A 19,535-nucleotide genomic window follows, 5' to 3' on the forward strand; every position below is an offset into this window, starting at 1 on the left:
CGTTTGTGTGGGAAAAAGGCTAGACTAAGTGCTCTTTATCTGACGGAGCAGTGAATGAAACCGATGAAAAATCTCGCCCAGTATTACGTTGATCTGTTAGTCAAATTGGGCATTTTACGTTTCTCCATTCTCTTAGCTCTCGCCTTGGTTGCTTTGGCTGTGGTGGTACAAGTGGGGATCACGCTGATCCTCAACGGTTTCGTTGATGATATCGACATTATCCGCTCGGTATTTTTTGGTTTACTTATCACGCCTTGGGCAGTGTACTTTCTTTCTGTAGTGGTCGATCAGCTTGAAGAGTCACGCCAACGCCTCTCGAAATTGGTGTCCAAACTCAAAGACATGCGTTCGCGCGATCAAGAGCTCAATCAAAAACTTCAACAAAACATCGTTAAACTCAATCAAGAAATCGAAGAGCGGATCAAGGCAGAAGAGGCACGCGAAGAAGCGATGACTGACCTTGAAAATGAAGTGTATCAGCGTGAAAAAACCCAAGTGGAATTGGCGGAGCGTACCGCTTTGCTACGCTCTTTCATCGACGCATCTCCCGATTTGATCTATTACCGCAACGCTAAAGGTGAGTTTTCAGGCTGCAACCGAGCAATGGAAGAGCTGACCGGAAAGCGCGAAAGTGAGCTAGTGGGTTTAACGCCTTGGGATGTTTATCGCAAAGAGATTGCTCAATCAATTGTCGAAACGGATCAGCAAGTTTTTAACAACAACACCGCGATTACTTACGAGCAGTGGTTGGAGTACCCTGATGGTCGTAAAAGCTTCTTTGAACTGCGTAAAGTGCCTTTTTACAACAAAGATGGCCGCCATCTTGGCTTGGTCGGTTTTGGCCGTGATATCACCGAGCGTAAACGCCATGAAGAATCATTGGAGAAAGCCAGCCGCGACAAAACCACATTTATTTCTACCATTAGCCATGAGCTACGCACTCCGCTCAATGGTATCGTTGGTTTGAGCCGGATGCTGCTAGATACGCCATTGAGCGGTGAGCAGCGTAAGCATTTACAAACCATCAATGTCAGTGCTGTGACGCTAGGTAATATCTTCAACGATATTATTGATATGGATAAGTTTGACCGCCGTAAATTAGAGCTTTTCCCAGCAGCCCTCAACTTTGAAGAGTTTGTGGCAGAAATTGAAGTGTTGGCGGCCTTAATGGCGGAGCAAAAAGGGTTACGCTTTGATTTAGAACGGTTAACTGACTTGCCTTCTTTAGTGGAAGTGGACTCGACACGTCTGCGTCAAGTGTTATGGAACCTACTCAGTAACGCGATGAAGTTCACCAAAGAGGGCGGTGTGGTGATGACGGTCAGCGCAGAATGCGATGCGCAGCATGCAGAGATCACGATTGAAGTTGAAGATACCGGGATTGGCATTCCGGAAGCGGAACAAGAAAAAATCTTTGCCATGTATTATCAGGTCAAGTCAGGCAAAGATAACTTACATGCGGTGGGCACTGGCATCGGCTTAGCCGTATCACGTCAGTTGATTAAGTTGATGGGTGGCGATATCAGCGTCAACAGTGAAGAGGGTTTTGGCAGCACCTTTACCGTAACGATCCGAGTCCCCTTGTTAGCTGAAGCGCCGATTGAGATTGAGCCACAGGAGCCGCAAACTCAGCTGAATATTTTCATGGTCGAAGACATTGAGCTCAATATTACGGTTGCTCGTTCATTACTTGAAAGTATGGGGCATAAGGTGACGGTCGCCATGACGGGCGAAGAAGCGATCCAAGGCTTTAACCCAACAGAGTACGATCTGGTGTTCCTCGATATTCAGCTACCGGATATGACAGGCTTCGATATCGCTCACTATTACCGCACCCATTACTCCTCATTACCGCCATTAGTGGCATTAACTGCCAATGTATTGAAAGATAAAGAAGAGTATCGCCAAAAAGGGATGGATGCTGCGATAAGCAAACCTTTATCGGTAGCGGCGGTGCGAGAAGTGATTGCGAAGATGACGCAACATCATGCCGGTGAAAGTGTCGCTAAAGCGAAATCAAATAAGGAAAAAGAAGTACCAGACGATCTCTATCAGCAGTTACTGGATCTCGAGATGCTGCAATCCTATGTTGAGATTGTCGGTAGCCAACCCGTGATTGATAGCGTGCACTTATTCGAACAATCCATGCCAGCCTATCTTGCTGTATTGGACTCGAATATGGTGGCCAAAGATCAAGAAGGCATTGTCAGTGAAGCCCATAAAATCAAAGGTGCGGCAGGCTCTGTCGGGTTAAAACGCATTCAAAAGATTGCTCAGAAAGCGCAATCGCCGGAAGCTCCTGCATGGTGGGAGAACATCAGTGACTGGGTGGAAGAGATCAAAAACGAATATCAGTCTGACATTGCTGTATTGAAGCGCTGGCTGATTCAGCAAGCAAACGCAAAGCAGTGATAAAAAAAGACCCTAGCCATTGGCTAGGGTCTTCTCTAATTAGATATAAAAGAAGAGGTTAATCTTCTAAATCACCACAGAAGCGGTAGCCTTCACCGTGAATGGTAGCAATGATTTCTGGCGTACCTGACACAGATTCAAAGTGCTTACGGATACGACGAATCGTTACATCAACAGTGCGGTCGTGTGGTTTGAGTTCACGGCCAGTCATCTTTTTCAGGAGATCGGCACGAGTTTGAATTTTGCCCGGATTTTCACAGAAGTGAAGCAGAGCACGGAACTCAGAACGTGGTAGCTTGTAGCTATCACCATCAGGGCTCACCAGTGAACGGCTGTTGATGTCCAGTTCCCAACCATTAAACACGTATTTTTCAACGCTACGTTTTTCTTCTTGTGTGGTGCCCGCATGCATTGAGCGGCTCAACAAGTTACGTGCGCGAATGGTTAGTTCACGTGGGTTGAAAGGCTTGGTGATGTAATCATCTGCGCCGATCTCTAGGCCCAGAATCTTATCTACTTCATTGTCGCGACCGGTCAGGAACATCAGCGCTACATCCGCTTGTTCACGCAGTTCGCGTGCAAGCAGCAGGCCATTTTTACCTGGCAGGTTGATGTCCATAATCACCAAGTTAATTGGATAATCGGACAGCACTTGGTGCATCTCTTCACCATTGCTGGCCTCAAAAACAGCGTATCCCTCTGCTTCAAAAATACTCTTAAGAGTGTTACGAGTTACTTGCTCGTCTTCGACGATAAGGATCTGCGGGGTTTGCATTAGCGTTACCTAAACTTGTGAAAAAATCGTGCTAGTAGAAGTCATTCTAGGCAAAAAGATTACATACCGGTTAGTGATGTTAACAATAAAGTAAAAAATCTAATTTATGTCACTACTTTTTGTCCGCCATCCTTGGTGTAACTAGTGTTGAGACTCCCATTCTCAAGAGGTTCTACTAGTCTATGGGGCGGATTCTATAATGTTAACAGCATGCTAACAACGCCCGAATGTTAATTCCAATCACTTTGTTGATTTACATCAAGAGTTAGAATGTAACAGATATTAAGAACAATCACGAGTTGTAAAATTACCAAATGATCAAGATTGACGCTAGCCTTTGGCAGGCCTACCAAAGCGTGAAATTTGCCTTTGAAAAGCCAGTAAATTGGCCATTTTACTGCATAATTACCGCATGGAACCCTGAGAGTATTCGCTTGTCAGATGATGAGAATTGCGTAAATAATCAACGTTTACAGCAATGCTTGATCGATTATGATTGGGTGAAAGTGAGGGTAGGAGACGCTCATTTTCACTGGTTTGAAGAGAGTTTTGCGGCCGTAATGCCGCTTTCAGAAGCCCGAAAATTGGCGCAGAGATTTGCTCAAAACGCGATCTATTTTGTACAAGACGGCGACCTTTATCTCTGTTCTTGTGTTGATGAGAGCGAGCTTCATCTCGGGCCAATGGGGAAACAATAGATCTGAAAAATAAAAATCATGGAGGAATGATGAGAGATATAACCCCAGATCTTTGCGATAAGTACGAATCGCAAGTCACCTTACTCAATTTACCGCTGCAAAATTTTGGTCAACGCAGCGCATTTTGGGGCGAAATAGTGACAGTTCGTTGCTATCACGACAACTCTAAAGTACGTGATGTGCTCAGCCAAAATGGCAAGGGCAAAGTATTGGTTGTGGATGGTCACGGTTCATGCCACAAAGCCTTAATGGGTGATCAGTTGGCGATTTTAGCCATCAAAAATGATTGGGAAGGCATAATTATTTACGGCGCAGTGCGTGATGTGGTCGCAATGTCTGAGATGGATTTAGGCATAAAAGCATTAGGCACAAGTCCCTTTAAAACCGAAAAGCGCGGCGCAGGGCAGGTGAATGTCACTTTGACGATGCAAAATCAGATCGTTGAACCGGGCGATTATTTGTATGCCGATTGGAATGGTATTTTGATGTCAGAAACGGCGCTTGATGTAGCTTAAAAGCGAAAACCGACACCAAACTCGACGGCTTGCTGCCATTCTTGGTAGTCCAGCGTGGCATGCAAGTCGAGATTTTCGGTTAATTTTAATCGGCTCGACAATTCGGCTGATACCACGGCTTCTTGGTTTTTACTTTCCACCTTGGGTGAGGCAATTAAGGTGCTTTTGAACGAGAGACGTTCGGTAAATTGATAGCCAATGCCACTCAACCAACCTTGCGCCCCATTATCCAACCGATTATGAATGCGAGCACCGACATAAAGGTCGATATCGTTAAACAGGTTATAAGCGTAACCACCATCAATCGTCCAACTATCAAAGCTTTGGCTGCTGTTATCGCTGGCAATAAATAATTTGTGCGGCGAGGCATTGCTCTCTGAGGGCAAGGCAGGAAGCAGCTCTGCTCCGGCAAATGGAGCCATTAAGGTTATCAAACAGAAAAAAGCAGTTTTCACGATAGCCCCGGATGTACCAGCCAAGATTGATAGGTACGCTCAATTTAAGCATAAAAACACATACATTCCACAAAGAGTTTTATAGCATTTTGTTATTTCTATATAGGCAGATTGTTGGTGGCTTGCTATCTGGTTGTGCCGATTGAAAAACTCATGATGACATCCCTAGATGAATGCGCAGGTTAAATTGTGGCGTTATTGACGAGGCTCGCCCTTTTAATTACAGCATCAGCCTATTTTGAGCGTGATACGCTCACTAGTTGCCCACTTATCACCTCAAGTCGTTTGAGTATGCACAGTCGAAGATTTTTAAAATCCTCAATAAAAAAAGCAGATTTTCGTTGACGACTTGAACGCAAATGAGTTAAACGTATTTGCAAGCAAACACACAGATAGACAGAAAAACCGTTATGTTGAATCACAGCCTAATCGTAATGACCACCATTATTACCATTACCGACACGTCGCATGTTGGGGCAGGCTGCTGAGCGCAAAATTTCACAAAAAAGGCCTGTATCCCAACCGATACAGGCCTTTTTTTATACCCGCTTTTTATGCATTTGGAGGAAGGGATGCGAGTATTAAAGTTTGGAGGTTCATCGCTGGCGGATCCGGAGCGTTTTCTACGCGCTGCCGATATCATCGCGAATAACGCACAGCAGGAAGAGGTGGCCGTTGTCCTCTCTGCTCCGGGAAAAACCACCAATAAATTGGTGGCAGTGATTGAAAGTGCTTTACGTCAGGGAGCGGTGGAACCGCAAATTGTAGAGCTGGAAAGTTCTTTTTATGCCTTGCTTGATGGCATTAAAGCCCAGTTACCGAATTTGAATGACAGTGCTTATCAACAGCAAGTGCACTCTTCCATGACTCAGTTACGCCAGTTTGTGCATGGCATTACGTTGCTCGGTATGTGTCCAGATAATGTGAATGCGCGCATTATCAGTAAAGGTGAACGCGTTTCCATTCAATTGATGAAAGCGGTGATGGAAGCCAAAGGTCTGCCAGCGAATTTGGTTGATCCCGTTAAATACCTGCTTGCCAAAGGGGATCATCTTGAAGCCATGGTCGATGTGGAAATTTCGACTCAGCGTTTCAGACAAGCACCATTACCGCAACAGCACGTCAATATCATGCCGGGCTTTACTGCGGGTAATGCGCAAGGTGAGTTGGTCTGTTTAGGGCGTAACGGTTCGGATTACTCAGCCGCAGTACTGGCTGCCTGTTTACGCGCGGATTGCTGCGAGATTTGGACGGATGTGGATGGCGTTTACAACTGTGATCCACGTTTAGTGGATGATGCGCGTCTTTTGAAATCCCTTAGTTATCAAGAGGCGATGGAGCTTTCTTACTTCGGAGCATCTGTGCTGCATCCGAAGACCATTGCACCGATTGCTCAATTTCAAATCCCTTGCCTGATCAAAAACAGCTTCAATCCACAAGGTGCGGGCACCTTGATTGGCCAAGACACTGGCGAAGATAAACTCGCGATCAAAGGTATTACCACTCTGAGCAATCTCACTATGGTCAACGTTTCTGGTCCAGGAATGAAAGGCATGGTGGGGATGGCGAGCCGCGTGTTTGGCGCGATGTCTGCGGCCGATGTGTCGATCGTGCTTATCACTCAATCTTCTTCGGAATACAGCATCAGTTTCTGTATCGAAGCACAACATAAAGCTTTGGCACAGCAAGCGCTGGCGGATACATTTGAGCTGGAACTCAAAGATGGCCTGCTTGAGCCGGTTGAGTTTGTCGATAACGTCGCCATCATCACGCTGGTTGGTGATGGTATGCGTACTTCGCGCGGCGTGGCCTCGCAATTCTTTGCTTCACTTGCCGAAGTGCATGTTAACGTGATTGCGATTGCCCAAGGCTCTTCTGAGCGTGCGATTTCAGCGGTGATCCCCGATGATAAGATTTCAGAAGCGATCAAAGCTTGTCACGAAAACCTCTTCAACTCTAAACACTTTTTAGATGTGTTTGTGGTCGGTGTTGGTGGCGTGGGCGGTGAGTTGGTGGATCAAATTCAGCGTCAACAAGCCAAGCTTGCGGAAAAAGGCATCATGATGCGCGTTTGTGGCCTCGCTAACAGTAAAGGCATGCTGCTTGATAGCCAAGGCTTGCCGTTGGAGCAGTGGCGCGATCGTATGGTCAATGCGGATCAAGCGCTCAGTTTAGAGAATCTGGTGGCTTTGGTGCAGCGTAATCACATCATTAACCCAGTATTGGTGGATTGCACGTCCAGTGATGAGATTGCTAACCAGTATGCGGATTTCCTCGCCGCGGGTTTCCATGTGGTGACCCCGAACAAGAAAGCCAATACCGCTAGCATGAGTTATTACCATCAGCTACGTAATGTGGCGCGTCATTCACGTCGCAAATTGATGTACGAAACCACGGTTGGCGCGGGTCTGCCCGTTATCGAAAACTTGCAAAACCTAATTGCAGCAGGGGATGAGCTGGAAAAATTCAGCGGTATTCTCTCAGGTTCTCTCTCCTTTATCTTTGGTAAATTGGATGAAGGCATGACCTTGAGCCAAGCAACGCAGCTTGCTAAAGAGAAAGGCTTTACAGAGCCAGATCCGCGCGATGATCTCTCTGGTATGGATGTGGCGCGTAAGTTACTGATTTTGGCCCGTGAAGCGGGGTACGAATTGGAGCTGAGCGATGTGGATGTTGAACAAGCTCTGCCCGCGGGCTTTGATGCATCAGGCAGTGTTGAGGAGTTCATCGCTCGTTTACCGCAAGCGGATGCCGCATTTGCTGAGCGAGTAGCGCAAGCCAAAGCCGAAGGCAAAGTGCTGCGCTATGTGGCGCAAATCGTCGATGGACAGTGCCAAGTGCGGATTGTCGCGGTTGATGAAAATGATCCTATGTTCAAAGTCAAAGAAGGTGAAAACGCGCTGGCTTTCTACAGCCGTTACTATCAGCCAATCCCATTGGTATTACGTGGTTACGGCGCGGGTTCTGAAGTGACTGCTGCAGGCGTGTTCTCAGATGTGATGCGTACACTCGGTTGGAAATTAGGGGTTTAATAAAAATGAGTTCAGGTGACATGAGTGTTGTGGTGTACGCACCCGCTTCCATCGGTAATGTCAGTGTCGGATTTGATGTGTTGGGGGCTGCTGTGTCCCCGATTGATGGCACGTTACTCGGCGACCGAGTGAAAGTGGAAACTGGCGCAGAGGCCTTCACACTGAAAACGGCGGGACGATTTGTCGATAAGCTTCCCGCTAATCCGCAAGAAAACATTGTGTATGATTGCTGGCAAGTATTCGCGCGTGAGCTAGAGAAAAAATCGGTGGTACTGAAGCCGCTGACCATGACGCTAGAAAAAAATATGCCGATTGGTTCAGGATTGGGCTCTAGTGCTTGCTCGATTGTCGCGGCTCTGGATGCGTTGAATCAGTTTCACGCCAGTCCGCTTGATGAAACCGAGCTTCTGGCTCTAATGGGAGAAATGGAAGGCAAGATCTCTGGCAGTATTCACTATGACAACGTTGCTCCCTGCTATTTAGGCGGTGTGCAGCTCATGCTTGAAGAGCTTGGCATCATTAGTCAATCCGTACCGAGTTTTGATGACTGGTATTGGGTGATGGCCTATCCGGGGATCAAGGTGTCCACGGCGGAAGCGCGTGCCATTTTGCCTGCACAGTATCGCCGCCAAGATATCGTGGCGCATGGCCGCTATCTGGCAGGATTTATTCACGCTTGCCATACTCAGCAGCCTGAACTAGCGGCAAAAATGATCAAAGACGTGATTGCCGAACCCTATCGTGAGAAACTGCTGCCGGGTTTTGCCAAAGCACGCAGCTACGCCGCTTCGGCTGGCGCACTGGCAACGGGCATCTCGGGCAGTGGTCCGACTTTGTTTAGCGTGTGCAAAGAACAAGCGGTGGCTGAACGTGTGGCACGTTGGCTTGAGCAAAACTATGTGCAAAATGAAGAAGGATTCGTCCACATTTGTCGTCTAGACAAGCAAGGTTCGAAAGTAACAGGAAGTGAGCTATGAAGCTGTACAACATAAAAGAAAATGATGAACAAGTCTCCTTTGGTCAAGCCGTTCGCCAAGGGTTAGGCCGCAATCAAGGCCTGTTTTTTCCGGCACAATTGCCGAAGTTTGACGATATTGATGCGCTATTGGCTGAAGATTTCGTCTCTCGTAGCAGCAAGATTTTATCGGCGTTGATTGGCGATGAACTGCCTGCGGATAAAATTCGCGCTATGGTGGATTCCGCTTTTCAATTCGCAGCACCGATTGCCAAAGTGAAAGAGGGGGTTTACGCGCTCGAATTGTTCCACGGGCCAACGCTGGCGTTTAAAGACTTTGGTGGCCGCTTTATGGCCCAGTCTCTGGCGGCGGTCTCGAACGGCGGAAAAATCACGATTTTGACGGCGACATCGGGTGATACCGGTGCGGCTGTTGCGCATGCTTTTTATGGCATGCCAGACATCAATGTTGTGATCCTCTACCCGAAAGGCAAAATCAGCCCGCTGCAAGAAAAGCTGTTCTGCACATTAGGTAAAAACATTCACACTGTGGCGATCCATGGTGATTTTGATGCGTGCCAAGCACTGGTGAAACAAGCTTTTGATGACGCAGAGCTGCGCCAACAAATCGGTTTGAATTCGGCCAACTCAATCAACATCAGCCGTTTGATGGCGCAAATCTGTTACTACTTTGAAGCCGCTGCGCAGATGAGCAAAGCCGAGCGTGAAAATCTGGTGATTTCAGTGCCTAGCGGTAACTTTGGTAACTTAACCGCAGGGCTATTAGCCAAAGCACTGGGTTTACCCGTGAAGCGCTTTATCGCGGCAACTAATGCCAATGATACAGTGCCACGTTACTTGGATACGGGACGTTGGGAACCCAAACCCACGGTCGCGACCACATCAAATGCGATGGATGTGAGCCAACCGAACAACTGGCCGCGTATCGAAGAGCTCTGCCAACGTATGGGATGGGGCTTAGAAACGCTGGGCAAAGGCGCCGTTTCTGACGAGGAAAGTGCGCAAGCCGTACAAGAACTTTACGATCTAGGCTACTTGTGTGAACCGCATGGTTCGATTGCTTATCGTGTATTGGAAGAGCAACGCCAGCCGCAAGATACGGGGCTGTTCTTATGTACCGCGCATCCCGCCAAATTCAAAGAAGTGGTGGATGAGATTTTAGGTACCGACATTGATCTACCAGCGCCATTGGCAAAACATGCGGCGATGGAATTGCTCTCACAAGAACTGAATGCCGATTTCGCAGCGCTGCGTGCGTTACTGGTGAATGTGAAATAATCCGCGGATCTGAGAAAGCGAAGATAATAAAAAACGGTGCTCATTGAGCACCGTTTTAGTCTGGATTCTTTACTGACGATTACAGAGATTCAGTGAAAGTACGCGCGATAACGTCGCGTTGCTGCTCAGCAGTCAGAGAGTTGAAACGCACGGCGTAGCCAGAAACACGGATAGTCAGCTGTGGGTATTTTTCTGGATGCGCAACCGCATCTTCCAGAGTTTCACGCTTCAGTACGTTTACGTTCAGGTGTTGACCACCTTCGATGCGTGGTGCCGCTTCGATAGCCACTTCACGGCTTTCGAATTGACCAAGATCGTTGATGCTAACCACTTGATCAGCTTCAAAGCCTTTCAGCGCAGCAACACAGCGTGCTTCATTCTTTTCGCTATCTAGCAACCAGATAGAGTTCAGTAGGTCGTCGTTAGCAGCTTTAGTGATTTGGATACCTTGGATCATCGCTTTCTCCTAGTCCACATCAAGTGGCGTTATTGGTGTTAATTTTCAGATCTTGTTGAGCTGGCTATTATATAGCAAATATCCATACTGCCGATATTGATTTAGGTCAAATTACAACAAAAACCTTTTTTATACTAAGGTTTGGTTTTTTGATTTGTATCAATAAATTCTTTAAAAACAATGCTGATTAAATTTATTTTAAATAATAAAAAATAGTTAAGCTGTATTTTGTTGTAATTTTACTACAAATTTGTAATCCAACTTGACCCGTGTCAGAGAAAATCAGAAAGTTAGCGCTGTGAACTGAAAGTCCGAAGTCATTTAGCAACAATAAGAAGTCGTAATATGTATGAGAAGTTAATAGGGGCACATGTATCTGCCTCTGGTGGTGTCGAGCTAGCGCCAGTTCGAGCTCATGAAATCGGAGCGAATGCTTTTGCTCTCTTCACCAAAAACCAGCGCCAATGGGCGGCTAAGCCACTTGAAGCGAGCAGCATTCGTGCTTTCAAAGCCAATTGTAAAAAATGGGGATTTGGCAGTGAGGCGATTTTGCCGCACGACTCTTATCTGATTAATTTAGGGGCTCCGGAGCCCGAGAAGCTCGACAAATCACGAGCCGCTTTTGTGGATGAAATGCTGCGTTGTGATCAGTTAGGGTTAACTTTGCTTAACTTTCATCCCGGTAGTCATTTACAGCAGGTCTCTGAAGAGGCGTGTTTAGCGACAATTGCTGAGTCAATTAATCTTGCGCATCGTCAAGTACCGAATGTGATTGCGGTGATTGAAAATACCGCAGGGCAGGGGAGTAACTTAGGTTGGCGTTTTGAGCATCTGGCGGCAATCATTGACCAAGTTGAGGATAAAGAGCGGGTTGGCGTATGCCTAGATACTTGCCACACCTTTGCCGCAGGGTATGACTTGCGTACGAAAGCCGCGTGTGATGAGACATTCGCTGAGTTTGAGCGAGTGGTCGGTATGCACTATTTGCGCGCAATGCACATCAATGATTCAAAAGGCAAGCTGGCTAGCCGCGTTGACCGCCATCATTCCTTAGGTATGGGAGAGATTGGCTGGGAGTGTTTTGAATATATCGCGCAAGATACTCGATTTAACGGTATCCCTCTGATTTTAGAAACGATTGATCCTGATATTTGGGCGACTGAGATCGCAACGCTACGCAAATTTTCGACGCAAAAAGAGAATTAATCGGCAAACTTCACAGATTTGGCATCTTTCTTTCATCATGCTCAGGGTCAGCGTTGTAAGAAGGATGCCGCTATGAACTCATTAACTCAAACTGCTTCACCCAGTTCCAGACCCGCCGCTCGTCGCCCGGTTCCTAATCGACACGTAAATGGGCAAGGGCATCATCGTGCCCCACAGCCGCAAAAACCGCATTAAGATAACAAAAACCGTATTCAGATGAATGGCTAAGCAATCTCTCTTTTTAACAGGATAGCGAGGTTGCCTTCAGCTTGTGAATATTGAAGTCGGTGCACTTATTTTCGCTTAGCTGCAACTGAGCGTGGTTTGGGTATACAATACCAACAGAAATCATAATTTAAGGTATTGATATGTCTGAATCACTGACGTGGCATGATGTCATTGGTAATGAAAAGCAGCAGGCTTACTTTCAACAAACTCTGCAATTTGTCGAAAGCCAGCGTCAAGCCGGAAAAGTTATCTATCCTCCCGCTAAAGATGTGTTTAACGCCTTTCGCTTTACCGAGTTTGGTGAGGTGAAAGTGGTGATCTTGGGGCAAGATCCTTATCACGGCCCGAATCAGGCGCATGGTTTGTGTTTCTCTGTGCTACCGGGTGTCAAAACTCCGCCCTCGTTAGTCAATATTTATAAAGAGTTAGCGCAAGATATCCCAGGGTTTCAAATTCCACCTCATGGCTACCTACAAAGTTGGGCACAGCAGGGCGTTTTGCTACTCAACACCGTATTGACTGTTGAACAAGGTATGGCCCATTCTCATGCGAATACTGGCTGGGAAACCTTCACGGATCGTGTGATTGACGCCTTGAATCAACACCGAAATGGGTTGATCTTCCTATTGTGGGGATCGCACGCGCAGAAAAAGGGCCAGATGATCGATCGTCAGCGTCATCATGTCTTGATGGCTCCGCACCCTTCACCGCTCTCGGCGCACAGGGGGTTTTTAGGATGTCAGCATTTTTCTAAAACGAATCAATTGCTGCAAGCGCAAGGTTTTACTTCTATTGATTGGCAACCCAAACTGGATGTTTATCCTCTTCCTACTTGAAGCTGCTGCGGTGTTGGCTACAGTCGCTCACCCCATAGTCGTACCTATTGCTCATGGGGATGATGAGAGCCATCCTGGCTCTCATCAAAGACCAGCCTCAGGCTGTGTAAATTTGTCACTCACTTGCCGCCGACCTACAACTCCAAGCAATTTGGGGATAGGATAGTTTGATTGGCTGATTGGCTGATTGGCTGATTGGCTGATTGGCGTTTTTTCGACCAGTTTCAAAGCGGATCCATCAATCCTTATGTACACTTTACCTTAGTACAAGTATGGAGATTGATAAGATGATGATGGAACGAATCCGCCGCGAGCACAGCTATATGGTGCGTTTGTTGTCGATTTTACGCCACAAATTGGATCTGGTGAAAAGCGAACAACCGATCAACTATAGCCTGCTGAAAGAAATCGTCGATTATTTAGCGAGCCATTCAGAGAAAGTGCATCACCCGAAAGAGGACATTCTGTACCGCCACTACATGACACATTACGGTGATGAGCAGCAAGTGGCCAATTTGGAGCGAGAACATCAAGAGTTGGCGCAAATTACCCATCAGTTTCTCGATGTCATGGAGATGATTTTAAACGACGCGGTTGTGCCTCAAGATGTGTTTATTGAGCAGTTGGAAGCTTTTTTACAAGGCCAAAAAAGGCATTTAGAGTTGGAAGAACAATCGATTTTGCCATTGATTAATCAAACGTTTGAATTAGATGATTGGCAGAGTGTCGAGTTGCAATGGCAAGGCAACGAGGATGACCCAGTATTCGGCGAAACGATTGCTGAGCGTTATGCGCTTTTGGCTCGCCGTGTTCGTAAAAGCGAGAGTGAATACACCTAGCCAATCAAGACGCACCACGCTCGACAGCCCTAGTTTTGTGTACTGCGGATCCGCATAGAGATGTTTTTTGTGTATGGTGCTTTTCGGTTAAAGTCATAAAAACAACAAAGGCACGTGAAACGTGCCTTTGTTGTTCAATCCTTTAAATTTTAATGTCATCTGCATTGAGGCAGACATCCATATCCAGCAATTCTTTTTCTAGTCGTTTACGATCTCGAATTGCTTCGATCTCACGCCACATTCTTTTTACAGGTTTAGAACGGCTAGTACGAATTTTAGAGATTTCCATTTCCAACAGCTCATCAAAGTGCAGTTCGTCCATAAGTCGCCTCATTATTGTTGTCATCATTCCTTGAGTGCTCTCTAAATAGCACACCTTGGCGAAGCGTAACTATGATTTGTTTCTCATTTGTTTCGTTTTAATGAAGCTTTAGTGAGCTTTTGAATCGAATTTCACAGTTTTAGCCGAGTGTTATCGATGAAAATCTGAACAAAAAATTTAAGCAATCGATTAAATGAGCGATTTTTTTGTGTTGCTGAAATGTTGGTTTTTACGTTGCACGGAATTGTGCTGGTTGTTTTTTGTACGAACAAACGTGAAATATGACACTCTCCTGACAAAATTTACTGGTTCGCACAGGCATGCTGCGATTCCCAAAGCGTGAGATTTCATTCATGCAACAAAGCATTTGCGGTGAATAAATGCACTTATTTGTATTCTTTGTGTTGGTGTTTTGTTTTTTATTGGTGACTCAAATGGTTTTGTTGATGTTAATAAAGCGTGATTTTAAGGTGAAAAATAACATTTTAATGAAATTTTGTTCATATTGATTTTTGCTGATTGAGGTTGCATTATCCGCCCGTCAAAAAATAAGCTGGGCACTTTTCGAGGTCTCTTCTGCTCGATAGTGCCATGACATACACGGCAAAAAGATAATCTCAATACCGTATCCGTGTAACAGAAACTCTTACTCATCGGAGTCAGAGCAGCTCATCACTCTATGCGAGGTTCCTGTGACAGACTTAATTAATTTAATGAATGACCTACTATGGGGTTCCATCTTGGTATACCTATTGGTCGGGGTCGGTATCTACTTTACTTTGCGATTGGGTTTTATCCAATTTCGTCATTTCACCCACACTTTTACCGTCCTCAAAAATAGCCGTAAAGCGGATAACGCTGGCATCTCCTCTTTCCAAGCGTTATGTACCAGCCTTGCCGCACGTGTCGGTACGGGCAACATGGCGGGGGTTGCGGTTGCTTTAACCGCGGGTGGCCCTGGTGCCATCTTCTGGATGTGGTTGATTGCCATGCTAGGTATGGCCACTTCTTTTGCTGAAAGTACTTTAGCCCAGTTGTATAAAACACGCGATAAAGACGGTAATTACCGCGGCGGTCCAGCGTATTACATGGAGAAAGGCCTTGGTATGCGTTGGATGGGGGTGCTGTTCTCCATCTTTCTGATCATTGCCTTTGGTTTGGTGTTTAACGCGGTGCAAGCCAACTCAATCACCAATGCGATGAAAACGGCTTTCGGTTTTGAACCCATGCTGATCGGTATTGGTATCGTGTTGCTGACCGCTTTCGTGATTTTTGGTGGTATCCGTAAGATTGCACGGACGGCAGAGCTGATTGTGCCTTTCATGGCGTTTGCTTATCTGGCGATTGCTCTGTTTGTCGTGGCCATGAATTATGAGAAAGTGCCTGATGCTATCGGTCTCATTTTCAAAAGTGCCTTCGGTCTACAAGAAGCGGCTGCAGGTGGCCTAGGCTATGCGATTGCGCAAGCCATGATCAACGGTGTAAAGCGTGGCTTGTTCTCAAACGAAGCCGGTATGGGTTCTGCGCCTAATGCCGCTGCCTCTGCAACGCCGTATCCTCCACACCCAGCTTCACAAGGTTACGTGCAAATGCTTGGCGTGTTCATTGATACGATTGTGATCTGTACCGCGACAGTGGCGATCATTCTTATGTCGGGTGAGTATGTACCGCACGGTGAGTTAACCGGCATTGAACTTACTCAGCGTGCCTTAAGTTCACAAGTCGGTGAGTGGGGAAGTATCTTTATCGCGTTTGCGATCTTCTTCTTTGCTTTCACTTCGATCATTGCCAACTACTCGTATGCTGAAACCAACCTGATTTTCCTTGAGCACAACAATAAGAAAGGCTTAGTGCTGTTTCGTCTCGTGTTCTTAGGTATGGTTATGTTTGGTTCGTTGGCGACATTGCCAACGGTATGGGCGATGGCGGATGTCTCGATGGGCTTGATGGCGATTGTGAACTTGGTGGCTATCCTCTTGCTCTCTGGCATCGTGATTAAACTGGCGAAAGATTACAACCGCCAGCTAGATGCCGGCAAAGTACCGACCTTTGATGCCAATGATTACCCAGAGCTGAAATCTCAGCTTGAAGATGGCATTTGGGATAACAACAAAGCGTCATAGACAGCGCCGATGTCAGAAATTGAAAAAGCCATGCAGACACCGCATGGCTTTTTTTGTACCCTAGCTTGCGTCATCTTATAAAAAATCTAATCACTTGGAATAACGGCCAGTGCTGTCGTTTCAAGTCGGTTGGCAACACGCTCAACAAAAGATAGGAATTATTATGCTGATTGTCGTTTCACCTGCGAAAACGCTGGATTATGAATCTCCCGTTTCAACCTCAAACTTTACGCAGCCTGAATTAAACGCGCATTCGGCAGAGTTAATTCAAGTCTGTCGTACTTTGTCATCACAGGATGTTTCTGAGCTGATGAGCGTCAGCGATAAAATAGCCGGACTCAATGTGGCTCGATTTGCACAGTGGAGTGAAACCTTCACTCTTGATAACGCACGGCAGGCGATTTTCGCTTTCAAAGGTGATGTGTACACCGGGCTGGAAGCGGAAACACTCTCGACCCAAGATTTGGATTTTGCCCAGCAACATCTGCGTATGCTCTCTGGCTTGTATGGCGTTTTGCGCCCGCTGGATTTGATGCAACCTTATCGCCTAGAAATGGGCACAAAATTAGCCAACGCTCGTGGTGCGAATCTGTATCAGTTTTGGGGAGACATTATTACGGAGAAGCTCAATCAAGCGATTGAAGCACAAGGTGATAATGTACTGGTAAACCTTGCCTCTAATGAGTATTTCAAAGCGGTCAATCCGAAGCGACTGAACGCGCAAATTGTGACGCCAATCTTTAAAGATGCCAAAAATGGCCAATATAAAATCATCAGCTTCTTTGCTAAGAAAGCACGCGGCATGATGGCTCGCTACATCATTGAAAATCAAATTAAATCCGTAAAGAATTTAGAAGGTTTCAACACTGCGGGCTACTATTTTGTGGCAAGTGAATCAACACCAACCGAGTTGGTGTTTAAACGCGAAGAGCAATAACCTCCAAGGTTCAAAAGAAGGAACACATGATGTGGTTATGGTTAAAACGTTGGATTGCAAAATACGATGCTTGGTGCCAAAGCATGGGGTTAACACCGGGGCAAAAGCGCAGTTGTGTTCCTTATCGAAAAGATCCTGCCAATGAACGAGACGATTCCACCTCCGCTTGAATGGGCGTTGTTTGACACCCATTGCCACTTTGATTTTCCTCCGTTTACTGCCACCCCTGAGCTTGAGTTGCAAAAAGCGGCGCAGCATGGGGTTAGACGGCTCGTCGTGCCATCGATTGGGCCGCAAGATTGGCAGGCCGTGACTGAGCTTGCGCAGCGCTTTCCCTCGACCATCTACTATGCGTTGGGATTTCATCCGCTCTATTTAGATGCCTCTTCCCCGACCTATTTACCTGCGTTAGAAAAGGCTTTAATGCAGGCGGAACAGGCTTGTGTGGCAGTTGGAGAGTGCGGTTTAGATGGCATGATAGACGTTGATGTGACGCTACAAGAGCAGATGCTGATCGCCCAACTCTCTATGGCTTCACAGACAAAACTGCCCGTAATTCTACATAGCCGACGTACTCACAATCGATTGTTACAGTTGTTGAAACAGCAGCGCTTTCAACAAGGCGGTGTGCTGCATGCTTTTTCTGGCAGTGTGCAAGAAGCGCAGCAGTTTGTTGATTTGGGGTTTAAGATTGGTGTGGGAGGCCTCATCACTTACCCAAGAGCCAATAAAACTCGGCAAGCTATTGCTGCACTACCTGTGGAGCACATAGTGTTAGAGACGGATGCACCAGATATGCCATTGAATGGTTTTCAAGGTCAGGCTAACCATCCGGCTCAATTAGCCAGGGTTTTAGAAACGCTCGCTGAGCTTAAAGGCGTTCCGGTGCAATATCTCGCACCAATCTTATGGAAAAGCAGCCAAACTCTGTTTGGCTTGTGTGAACAAAACCGAAACAAGATGTAGCGTTAATGACGCATCTGTCACTAAAGGGTGAGTACTGTCACAGATATTAGTGAACGCGTGATGAATCTTATTCGAAAGTGTGAATCCTGCATTACTTTCTCTCGGTGCCCGTGAGTATAATTGCCCCCGCTTAATCGCTCCATTTTGTAACACGCCAACATTAAACTAATAAGGAAGTCATAAACTATGAGCCTGTTTATGAGCCTCATCGGCATGGCAGTTCTGCTAGGAATCGCAGTACTACTGTCAAGTAACCGTAAAGCTATCAATCTAAGAACTGTGGGTGGCGCTTTTGCTATCCAATTTTCACTGGGTGCATTTATTCTGTATGTACCTTGGGGCCAAGAGCTACTTCGTGGCTTTTCGGATGCCGTATCGAATGTTATTAACTACGGTAACGATGGTACTTCATTCCTCTTCGGTGGACTGGTATCAGGCAAAATGTTTGAAGTGTTTGGCGGCGGCGGCTTTGTTTTCGCATTCCGCGTACTACCAACACTGATCTTCTTCTCAGCACTGATTTCTGTACTGTACTACCTGGGTGTTATGCAATGGGTCATCAAGATTCTTGGTGGTGGCTTACAAAAAGCACTGGGTACTTCACGTGCGGAATCTATGTCTGCTGCAGCAAACATTTTCGTTGGTCAAACTGAAGCACCATTAGTGGTTCGTCCATTCGTTCCAAAAATGACTCAATCTGAGCTGTTTGCAGTAATGTGTGGTGGCTTGGCTTCTATCGCAGGTGGTGTACTTGCGGGCTACGCTTCTATGGGCGTTAAGATCGAATACTTGGTGGCGGCGTCATTCATGGCGGCACCGGGTGGTCTATTGTTCGCAAAACTGATCATGCCAGAAACTGACAAACCACAAGATAATGAAGACATTACTCTTGACGGTGGTGACGACAAACCGGCTAACGTGATCGATGCGGCTGCTGGCGGTGCTTCTGCTGGTCTGCAACTTGCTCTGAACGTAGGTGCAATGTTGATTGCTTTTATCGGTTTGATTGCTCTGATCAACGGCATGTTGGGTGGCATCGGTGGTTGGTTCGGTATGCCTGAGCTGAAACTGGAAATGCTACTGGGCTGGGTGTTTGCTCCTCTGGCTTTCCTGATTGGCGTTCCTTGGAACGAAGCAACCGTTGCGGGTGAGTTCATTGGTTTAAAAACCGTTGCGAACGAATTCGTTGCTTACTCTCAGTTTGCACCTTACCTAACGGAAGCAGCACCAGTGGTTCTGTCTGAGAAGACCAAAGCGATCATCTCTTTCGCTCTGTGTGGTTTTGCGAACCTTTCTTCTATTGCAATTCTACTTGGTGGTTTGGGTAGCTTGGCACCTAAGCGTCGTGGCGACATCGCTCGTATGGGTGTTAAAGCGGTTATCGCAGGTACTCTATCTAACCTGATGGCAGCGACCATCGCTGGCTTCTTCCTCTCTTTCTAATTCATAGAGACAGAGTTTTATAGACGCCGTTTAAATT

At 46.5% G+C, this 19,535-nt stretch carries 20 protein-coding genes and 1 other annotated feature; of the genes, 16 read left to right on the forward strand and 4 right to left on the reverse strand.

The features are described from left to right. Positions 1–54: 54 nt before the first annotated feature. Positions 55–2,412 (forward strand): aerobic respiration two-component sensor histidine kinase ArcB, encoded by a 2,358-nt coding sequence (gene arcB, locus CEQ48_RS07170; RefSeq protein ID WP_089070764.1) that lies wholly within the window; start codon positions 55–57, stop codon positions 2,410–2,412. A 58-nt stretch (positions 2,413–2,470) separates the two neighbouring features. Here arcB and arcA read toward each other — a convergent pair whose 3' ends face one another. Then, on the reverse strand, positions 2,471–3,187 hold the full coding sequence (arcA, locus tag CEQ48_RS07175; RefSeq protein WP_001194426.1) for a two-component system response regulator ArcA: 717 nt from the start codon (positions 3,185–3,187) through the stop codon (positions 2,471–2,473). Positions 3,188–3,501: 314 nt separating this feature from the next. On the opposite strand from arcA, the gene CEQ48_RS07180 reads away from it, so the two are divergent. Then, on the forward strand, positions 3,502–3,885 hold the full coding sequence (locus CEQ48_RS07180; RefSeq protein ID WP_089070765.1) for a DUF3293 domain-containing protein: 384 nt from the start codon (positions 3,502–3,504) through the stop codon (positions 3,883–3,885). 29 nt (positions 3,886–3,914) lie between these two features. Beyond that, entirely contained in the window at positions 3,915–4,400 is a 486-nt protein-coding gene (locus CEQ48_RS07185; RefSeq protein ID WP_198301289.1) for a putative 4-hydroxy-4-methyl-2-oxoglutarate aldolase, read from the forward strand. On the opposite strand, the gene CEQ48_RS07190 is transcribed toward CEQ48_RS07185, so the two are convergent. Beyond that, on the reverse strand, positions 4,397–4,822 hold the full coding sequence (locus CEQ48_RS07190; protein ID WP_000035220.1) for a hypothetical protein: 426 nt from the start codon (positions 4,820–4,822) through the stop codon (positions 4,397–4,399). The genes CEQ48_RS07185 and CEQ48_RS07190 overlap by 4 nt on opposite strands. A 407-nt stretch (positions 4,823–5,229) precedes the next feature. Between CEQ48_RS07190 and thrL the strand changes: the two genes are divergently transcribed. From thrL to thrC, 4 genes are all read left to right on the forward strand, one after another. Then, the gene (gene thrL / locus CEQ48_RS07195) at positions 5,230–5,343 is read left to right on the forward strand and encodes a thr operon leader peptide (RefSeq protein ID WP_001925859.1); all 114 of its coding nucleotides are present in this window, start codon (positions 5,230–5,232) and stop codon (positions 5,341–5,343) included. Further along, positions 5,279–5,397, forward strand: a sequence feature (Thr leader region). Its footprint overlaps the gene before it by 65 nt. A 30-nt stretch (positions 5,398–5,427) precedes the next feature. Then, positions 5,428–7,887 carry a bifunctional aspartate kinase/homoserine dehydrogenase I gene (gene thrA / locus CEQ48_RS07200; protein WP_089070767.1) on the forward strand — a complete coding sequence of 820 codons (2,460 nt, stop codon included), beginning with the start codon at positions 5,428–5,430 and terminating at the stop codon, positions 7,885–7,887. Between the two features lie 20 nt (positions 7,888–7,907). Next, the gene (thrB, locus tag CEQ48_RS07205) at positions 7,908–8,864 is read left to right on the forward strand and encodes a homoserine kinase (RefSeq protein ID WP_000118026.1); all 957 of its coding nucleotides are present in this window, start codon (positions 7,908–7,910) and stop codon (positions 8,862–8,864) included. Then, positions 8,861–10,141 (forward strand): threonine synthase, encoded by a 1,281-nt coding sequence (gene thrC / locus CEQ48_RS07210; protein ID WP_089070768.1) that lies wholly within the window; start codon positions 8,861–8,863, stop codon positions 10,139–10,141. The genes thrB and thrC overlap by 4 nt, the downstream gene beginning before the upstream one ends. A gap of 79 nt (positions 10,142–10,220) precedes the next feature. On the opposite strand, the gene grcA is transcribed toward thrC, so the two are convergent. Further along, positions 10,221–10,598 (reverse strand): autonomous glycyl radical cofactor GrcA, encoded by a 378-nt coding sequence (grcA, locus tag CEQ48_RS07215; RefSeq protein ID WP_000614136.1) that lies wholly within the window; start codon positions 10,596–10,598, stop codon positions 10,221–10,223. Positions 10,599–10,943: 345 nt separating this feature from the next. On the opposite strand from grcA, the gene nfo reads away from it, so the two are divergent. The 4 genes from nfo to CEQ48_RS07230 all read left to right on the forward strand — a co-directional run bounded on the left by nfo (position 10,944) and on the right by CEQ48_RS07230 (position 13,707). After that, complete coding sequence (gene nfo, locus CEQ48_RS07220) at positions 10,944–11,804, forward strand: deoxyribonuclease IV (RefSeq protein WP_000273044.1); 861 nt, start codon at positions 10,944–10,946, stop codon at positions 11,802–11,804. A 72-nt stretch (positions 11,805–11,876) separates the two neighbouring features. Beyond that, complete coding sequence (locus CEQ48_RS20470; RefSeq protein WP_254898439.1) at positions 11,877–11,999, forward strand: hypothetical protein; 123 nt, start codon at positions 11,877–11,879, stop codon at positions 11,997–11,999. Positions 12,000–12,172: 173 nt separating this feature from the next. Beyond that, positions 12,173–12,868 carry a uracil-DNA glycosylase gene (ung, locus tag CEQ48_RS07225; RefSeq protein WP_089070769.1) on the forward strand — a complete coding sequence of 232 codons (696 nt, stop codon included), beginning with the start codon at positions 12,173–12,175 and terminating at the stop codon, positions 12,866–12,868. A 287-nt stretch (positions 12,869–13,155) separates the two neighbouring features. Beyond that, positions 13,156–13,707, forward strand: a complete 552-nt coding sequence (locus CEQ48_RS07230) for a hemerythrin domain-containing protein (protein WP_089070770.1) — start codon at positions 13,156–13,158, stop codon at positions 13,705–13,707. A gap of 142 nt (positions 13,708–13,849) precedes the next feature. Here the strand turns inward: CEQ48_RS07230 and CEQ48_RS07235 are convergent, their stop codons facing one another. Then, complete coding sequence (locus tag CEQ48_RS07235) at positions 13,850–14,029, reverse strand: DUF3545 family protein (protein ID WP_181710647.1); 180 nt, start codon at positions 14,027–14,029, stop codon at positions 13,850–13,852. 692 nt (positions 14,030–14,721) lie between these two features. Here CEQ48_RS07235 and CEQ48_RS07240 point away from each other — a divergent pair. The 5 genes from CEQ48_RS07240 (at position 14,722) to CEQ48_RS07255 (ending at position 19,498) form a co-directional block, all read left to right on the forward strand. Next, positions 14,722–16,152 (forward strand): alanine/glycine:cation symporter family protein, encoded by a 1,431-nt coding sequence (locus CEQ48_RS07240; protein WP_089070772.1) that lies wholly within the window; start codon positions 14,722–14,724, stop codon positions 16,150–16,152. A gap of 163 nt (positions 16,153–16,315) precedes the next feature. Then, on the forward strand, positions 16,316–17,089 hold the full coding sequence (yaaA, locus tag CEQ48_RS07245; protein ID WP_089070773.1) for a peroxide stress protein YaaA: 774 nt from the start codon (positions 16,316–16,318) through the stop codon (positions 17,087–17,089). A gap of 29 nt (positions 17,090–17,118) precedes the next feature. Further along, on the forward strand, positions 17,119–17,259 hold the full coding sequence (locus CEQ48_RS19895; protein ID WP_001913748.1) for a DUF5363 family protein: 141 nt from the start codon (positions 17,119–17,121) through the stop codon (positions 17,257–17,259). After that, complete coding sequence (locus CEQ48_RS07250) at positions 17,231–18,055, forward strand: TatD family hydrolase (RefSeq protein ID WP_198301225.1); 825 nt, start codon at positions 17,231–17,233, stop codon at positions 18,053–18,055. Before CEQ48_RS19895 ends, CEQ48_RS07250 begins: the two co-directional genes overlap by 29 nt. 186 nt (positions 18,056–18,241) lie before the next feature. Next, the gene (locus tag CEQ48_RS07255) at positions 18,242–19,498 is read left to right on the forward strand and encodes a NupC/NupG family nucleoside CNT transporter (RefSeq protein ID WP_089070775.1); all 1,257 of its coding nucleotides are present in this window, start codon (positions 18,242–18,244) and stop codon (positions 19,496–19,498) included. Positions 19,499–19,535 lie beyond the last annotated feature (37 nt).

Source organism: Vibrio tarriae, from assembly GCF_002216685.1.
GTDB lineage: Bacteria > Pseudomonadota > Gammaproteobacteria > Enterobacterales > Vibrionaceae > Vibrio > Vibrio tarriae.

Coding starts and splice junctions, on each gene's coding strand:
- arcB (WP_089070764.1), top strand. CDS start 55: ATGAAACCGATGAAAAATCTCGCCCAGTATTACGTTGATCTGTTAGTC.
- arcA (WP_001194426.1), bottom strand. CDS start 3,187: ATGCAAACCCCGCAGATCCTTATCGTCGAAGACGAGCAAGTAACTCGT.
- CEQ48_RS07180 (WP_089070765.1), top strand. CDS start 3,502: ATGATCAAGATTGACGCTAGCCTTTGGCAGGCCTACCAAAGCGTGAAA.
- CEQ48_RS07185 (WP_198301289.1), top strand. CDS start 3,915: ATGAGAGATATAACCCCAGATCTTTGCGATAAGTACGAATCGCAAGTC.
- CEQ48_RS07190 (WP_000035220.1), bottom strand. CDS start 4,822: ATGGCTCCATTTGCCGGAGCAGAGCTGCTTCCTGCCTTGCCCTCAGAG.
- thrA (WP_089070767.1), top strand. CDS start 5,428: ATGCGAGTATTAAAGTTTGGAGGTTCATCGCTGGCGGATCCGGAGCGT.
- thrB (WP_000118026.1), top strand. CDS start 7,908: ATGAGTGTTGTGGTGTACGCACCCGCTTCCATCGGTAATGTCAGTGTC.
- thrC (WP_089070768.1), top strand. CDS start 8,861: ATGAAGCTGTACAACATAAAAGAAAATGATGAACAAGTCTCCTTTGGT.
- grcA (WP_000614136.1), bottom strand. CDS start 10,598: ATGATCCAAGGTATCCAAATCACTAAAGCTGCTAACGACGACCTACTG.
- nfo (WP_000273044.1), top strand. CDS start 10,944: ATGTATGAGAAGTTAATAGGGGCACATGTATCTGCCTCTGGTGGTGTC.
- CEQ48_RS20470 (WP_254898439.1), top strand. CDS start 11,877: ATGAACTCATTAACTCAAACTGCTTCACCCAGTTCCAGACCCGCCGCT.
- ung (WP_089070769.1), top strand. CDS start 12,173: ATGTCTGAATCACTGACGTGGCATGATGTCATTGGTAATGAAAAGCAG.
- CEQ48_RS07230 (WP_089070770.1), top strand. CDS start 13,156: ATGATGATGGAACGAATCCGCCGCGAGCACAGCTATATGGTGCGTTTG.
- CEQ48_RS07235 (WP_181710647.1), bottom strand. CDS start 14,029: ATGGACGAACTGCACTTTGATGAGCTGTTGGAAATGGAAATCTCTAAA.
- yaaA (WP_089070773.1), top strand. CDS start 16,316: ATGCTGATTGTCGTTTCACCTGCGAAAACGCTGGATTATGAATCTCCC.
- CEQ48_RS19895 (WP_001913748.1), top strand. CDS start 17,119: ATGTGGTTATGGTTAAAACGTTGGATTGCAAAATACGATGCTTGGTGC.
- CEQ48_RS07250 (WP_198301225.1), top strand. CDS start 17,231: ATGAACGAGACGATTCCACCTCCGCTTGAATGGGCGTTGTTTGACACC.
- CEQ48_RS07255 (WP_089070775.1), top strand. CDS start 18,242: ATGAGCCTGTTTATGAGCCTCATCGGCATGGCAGTTCTGCTAGGAATC.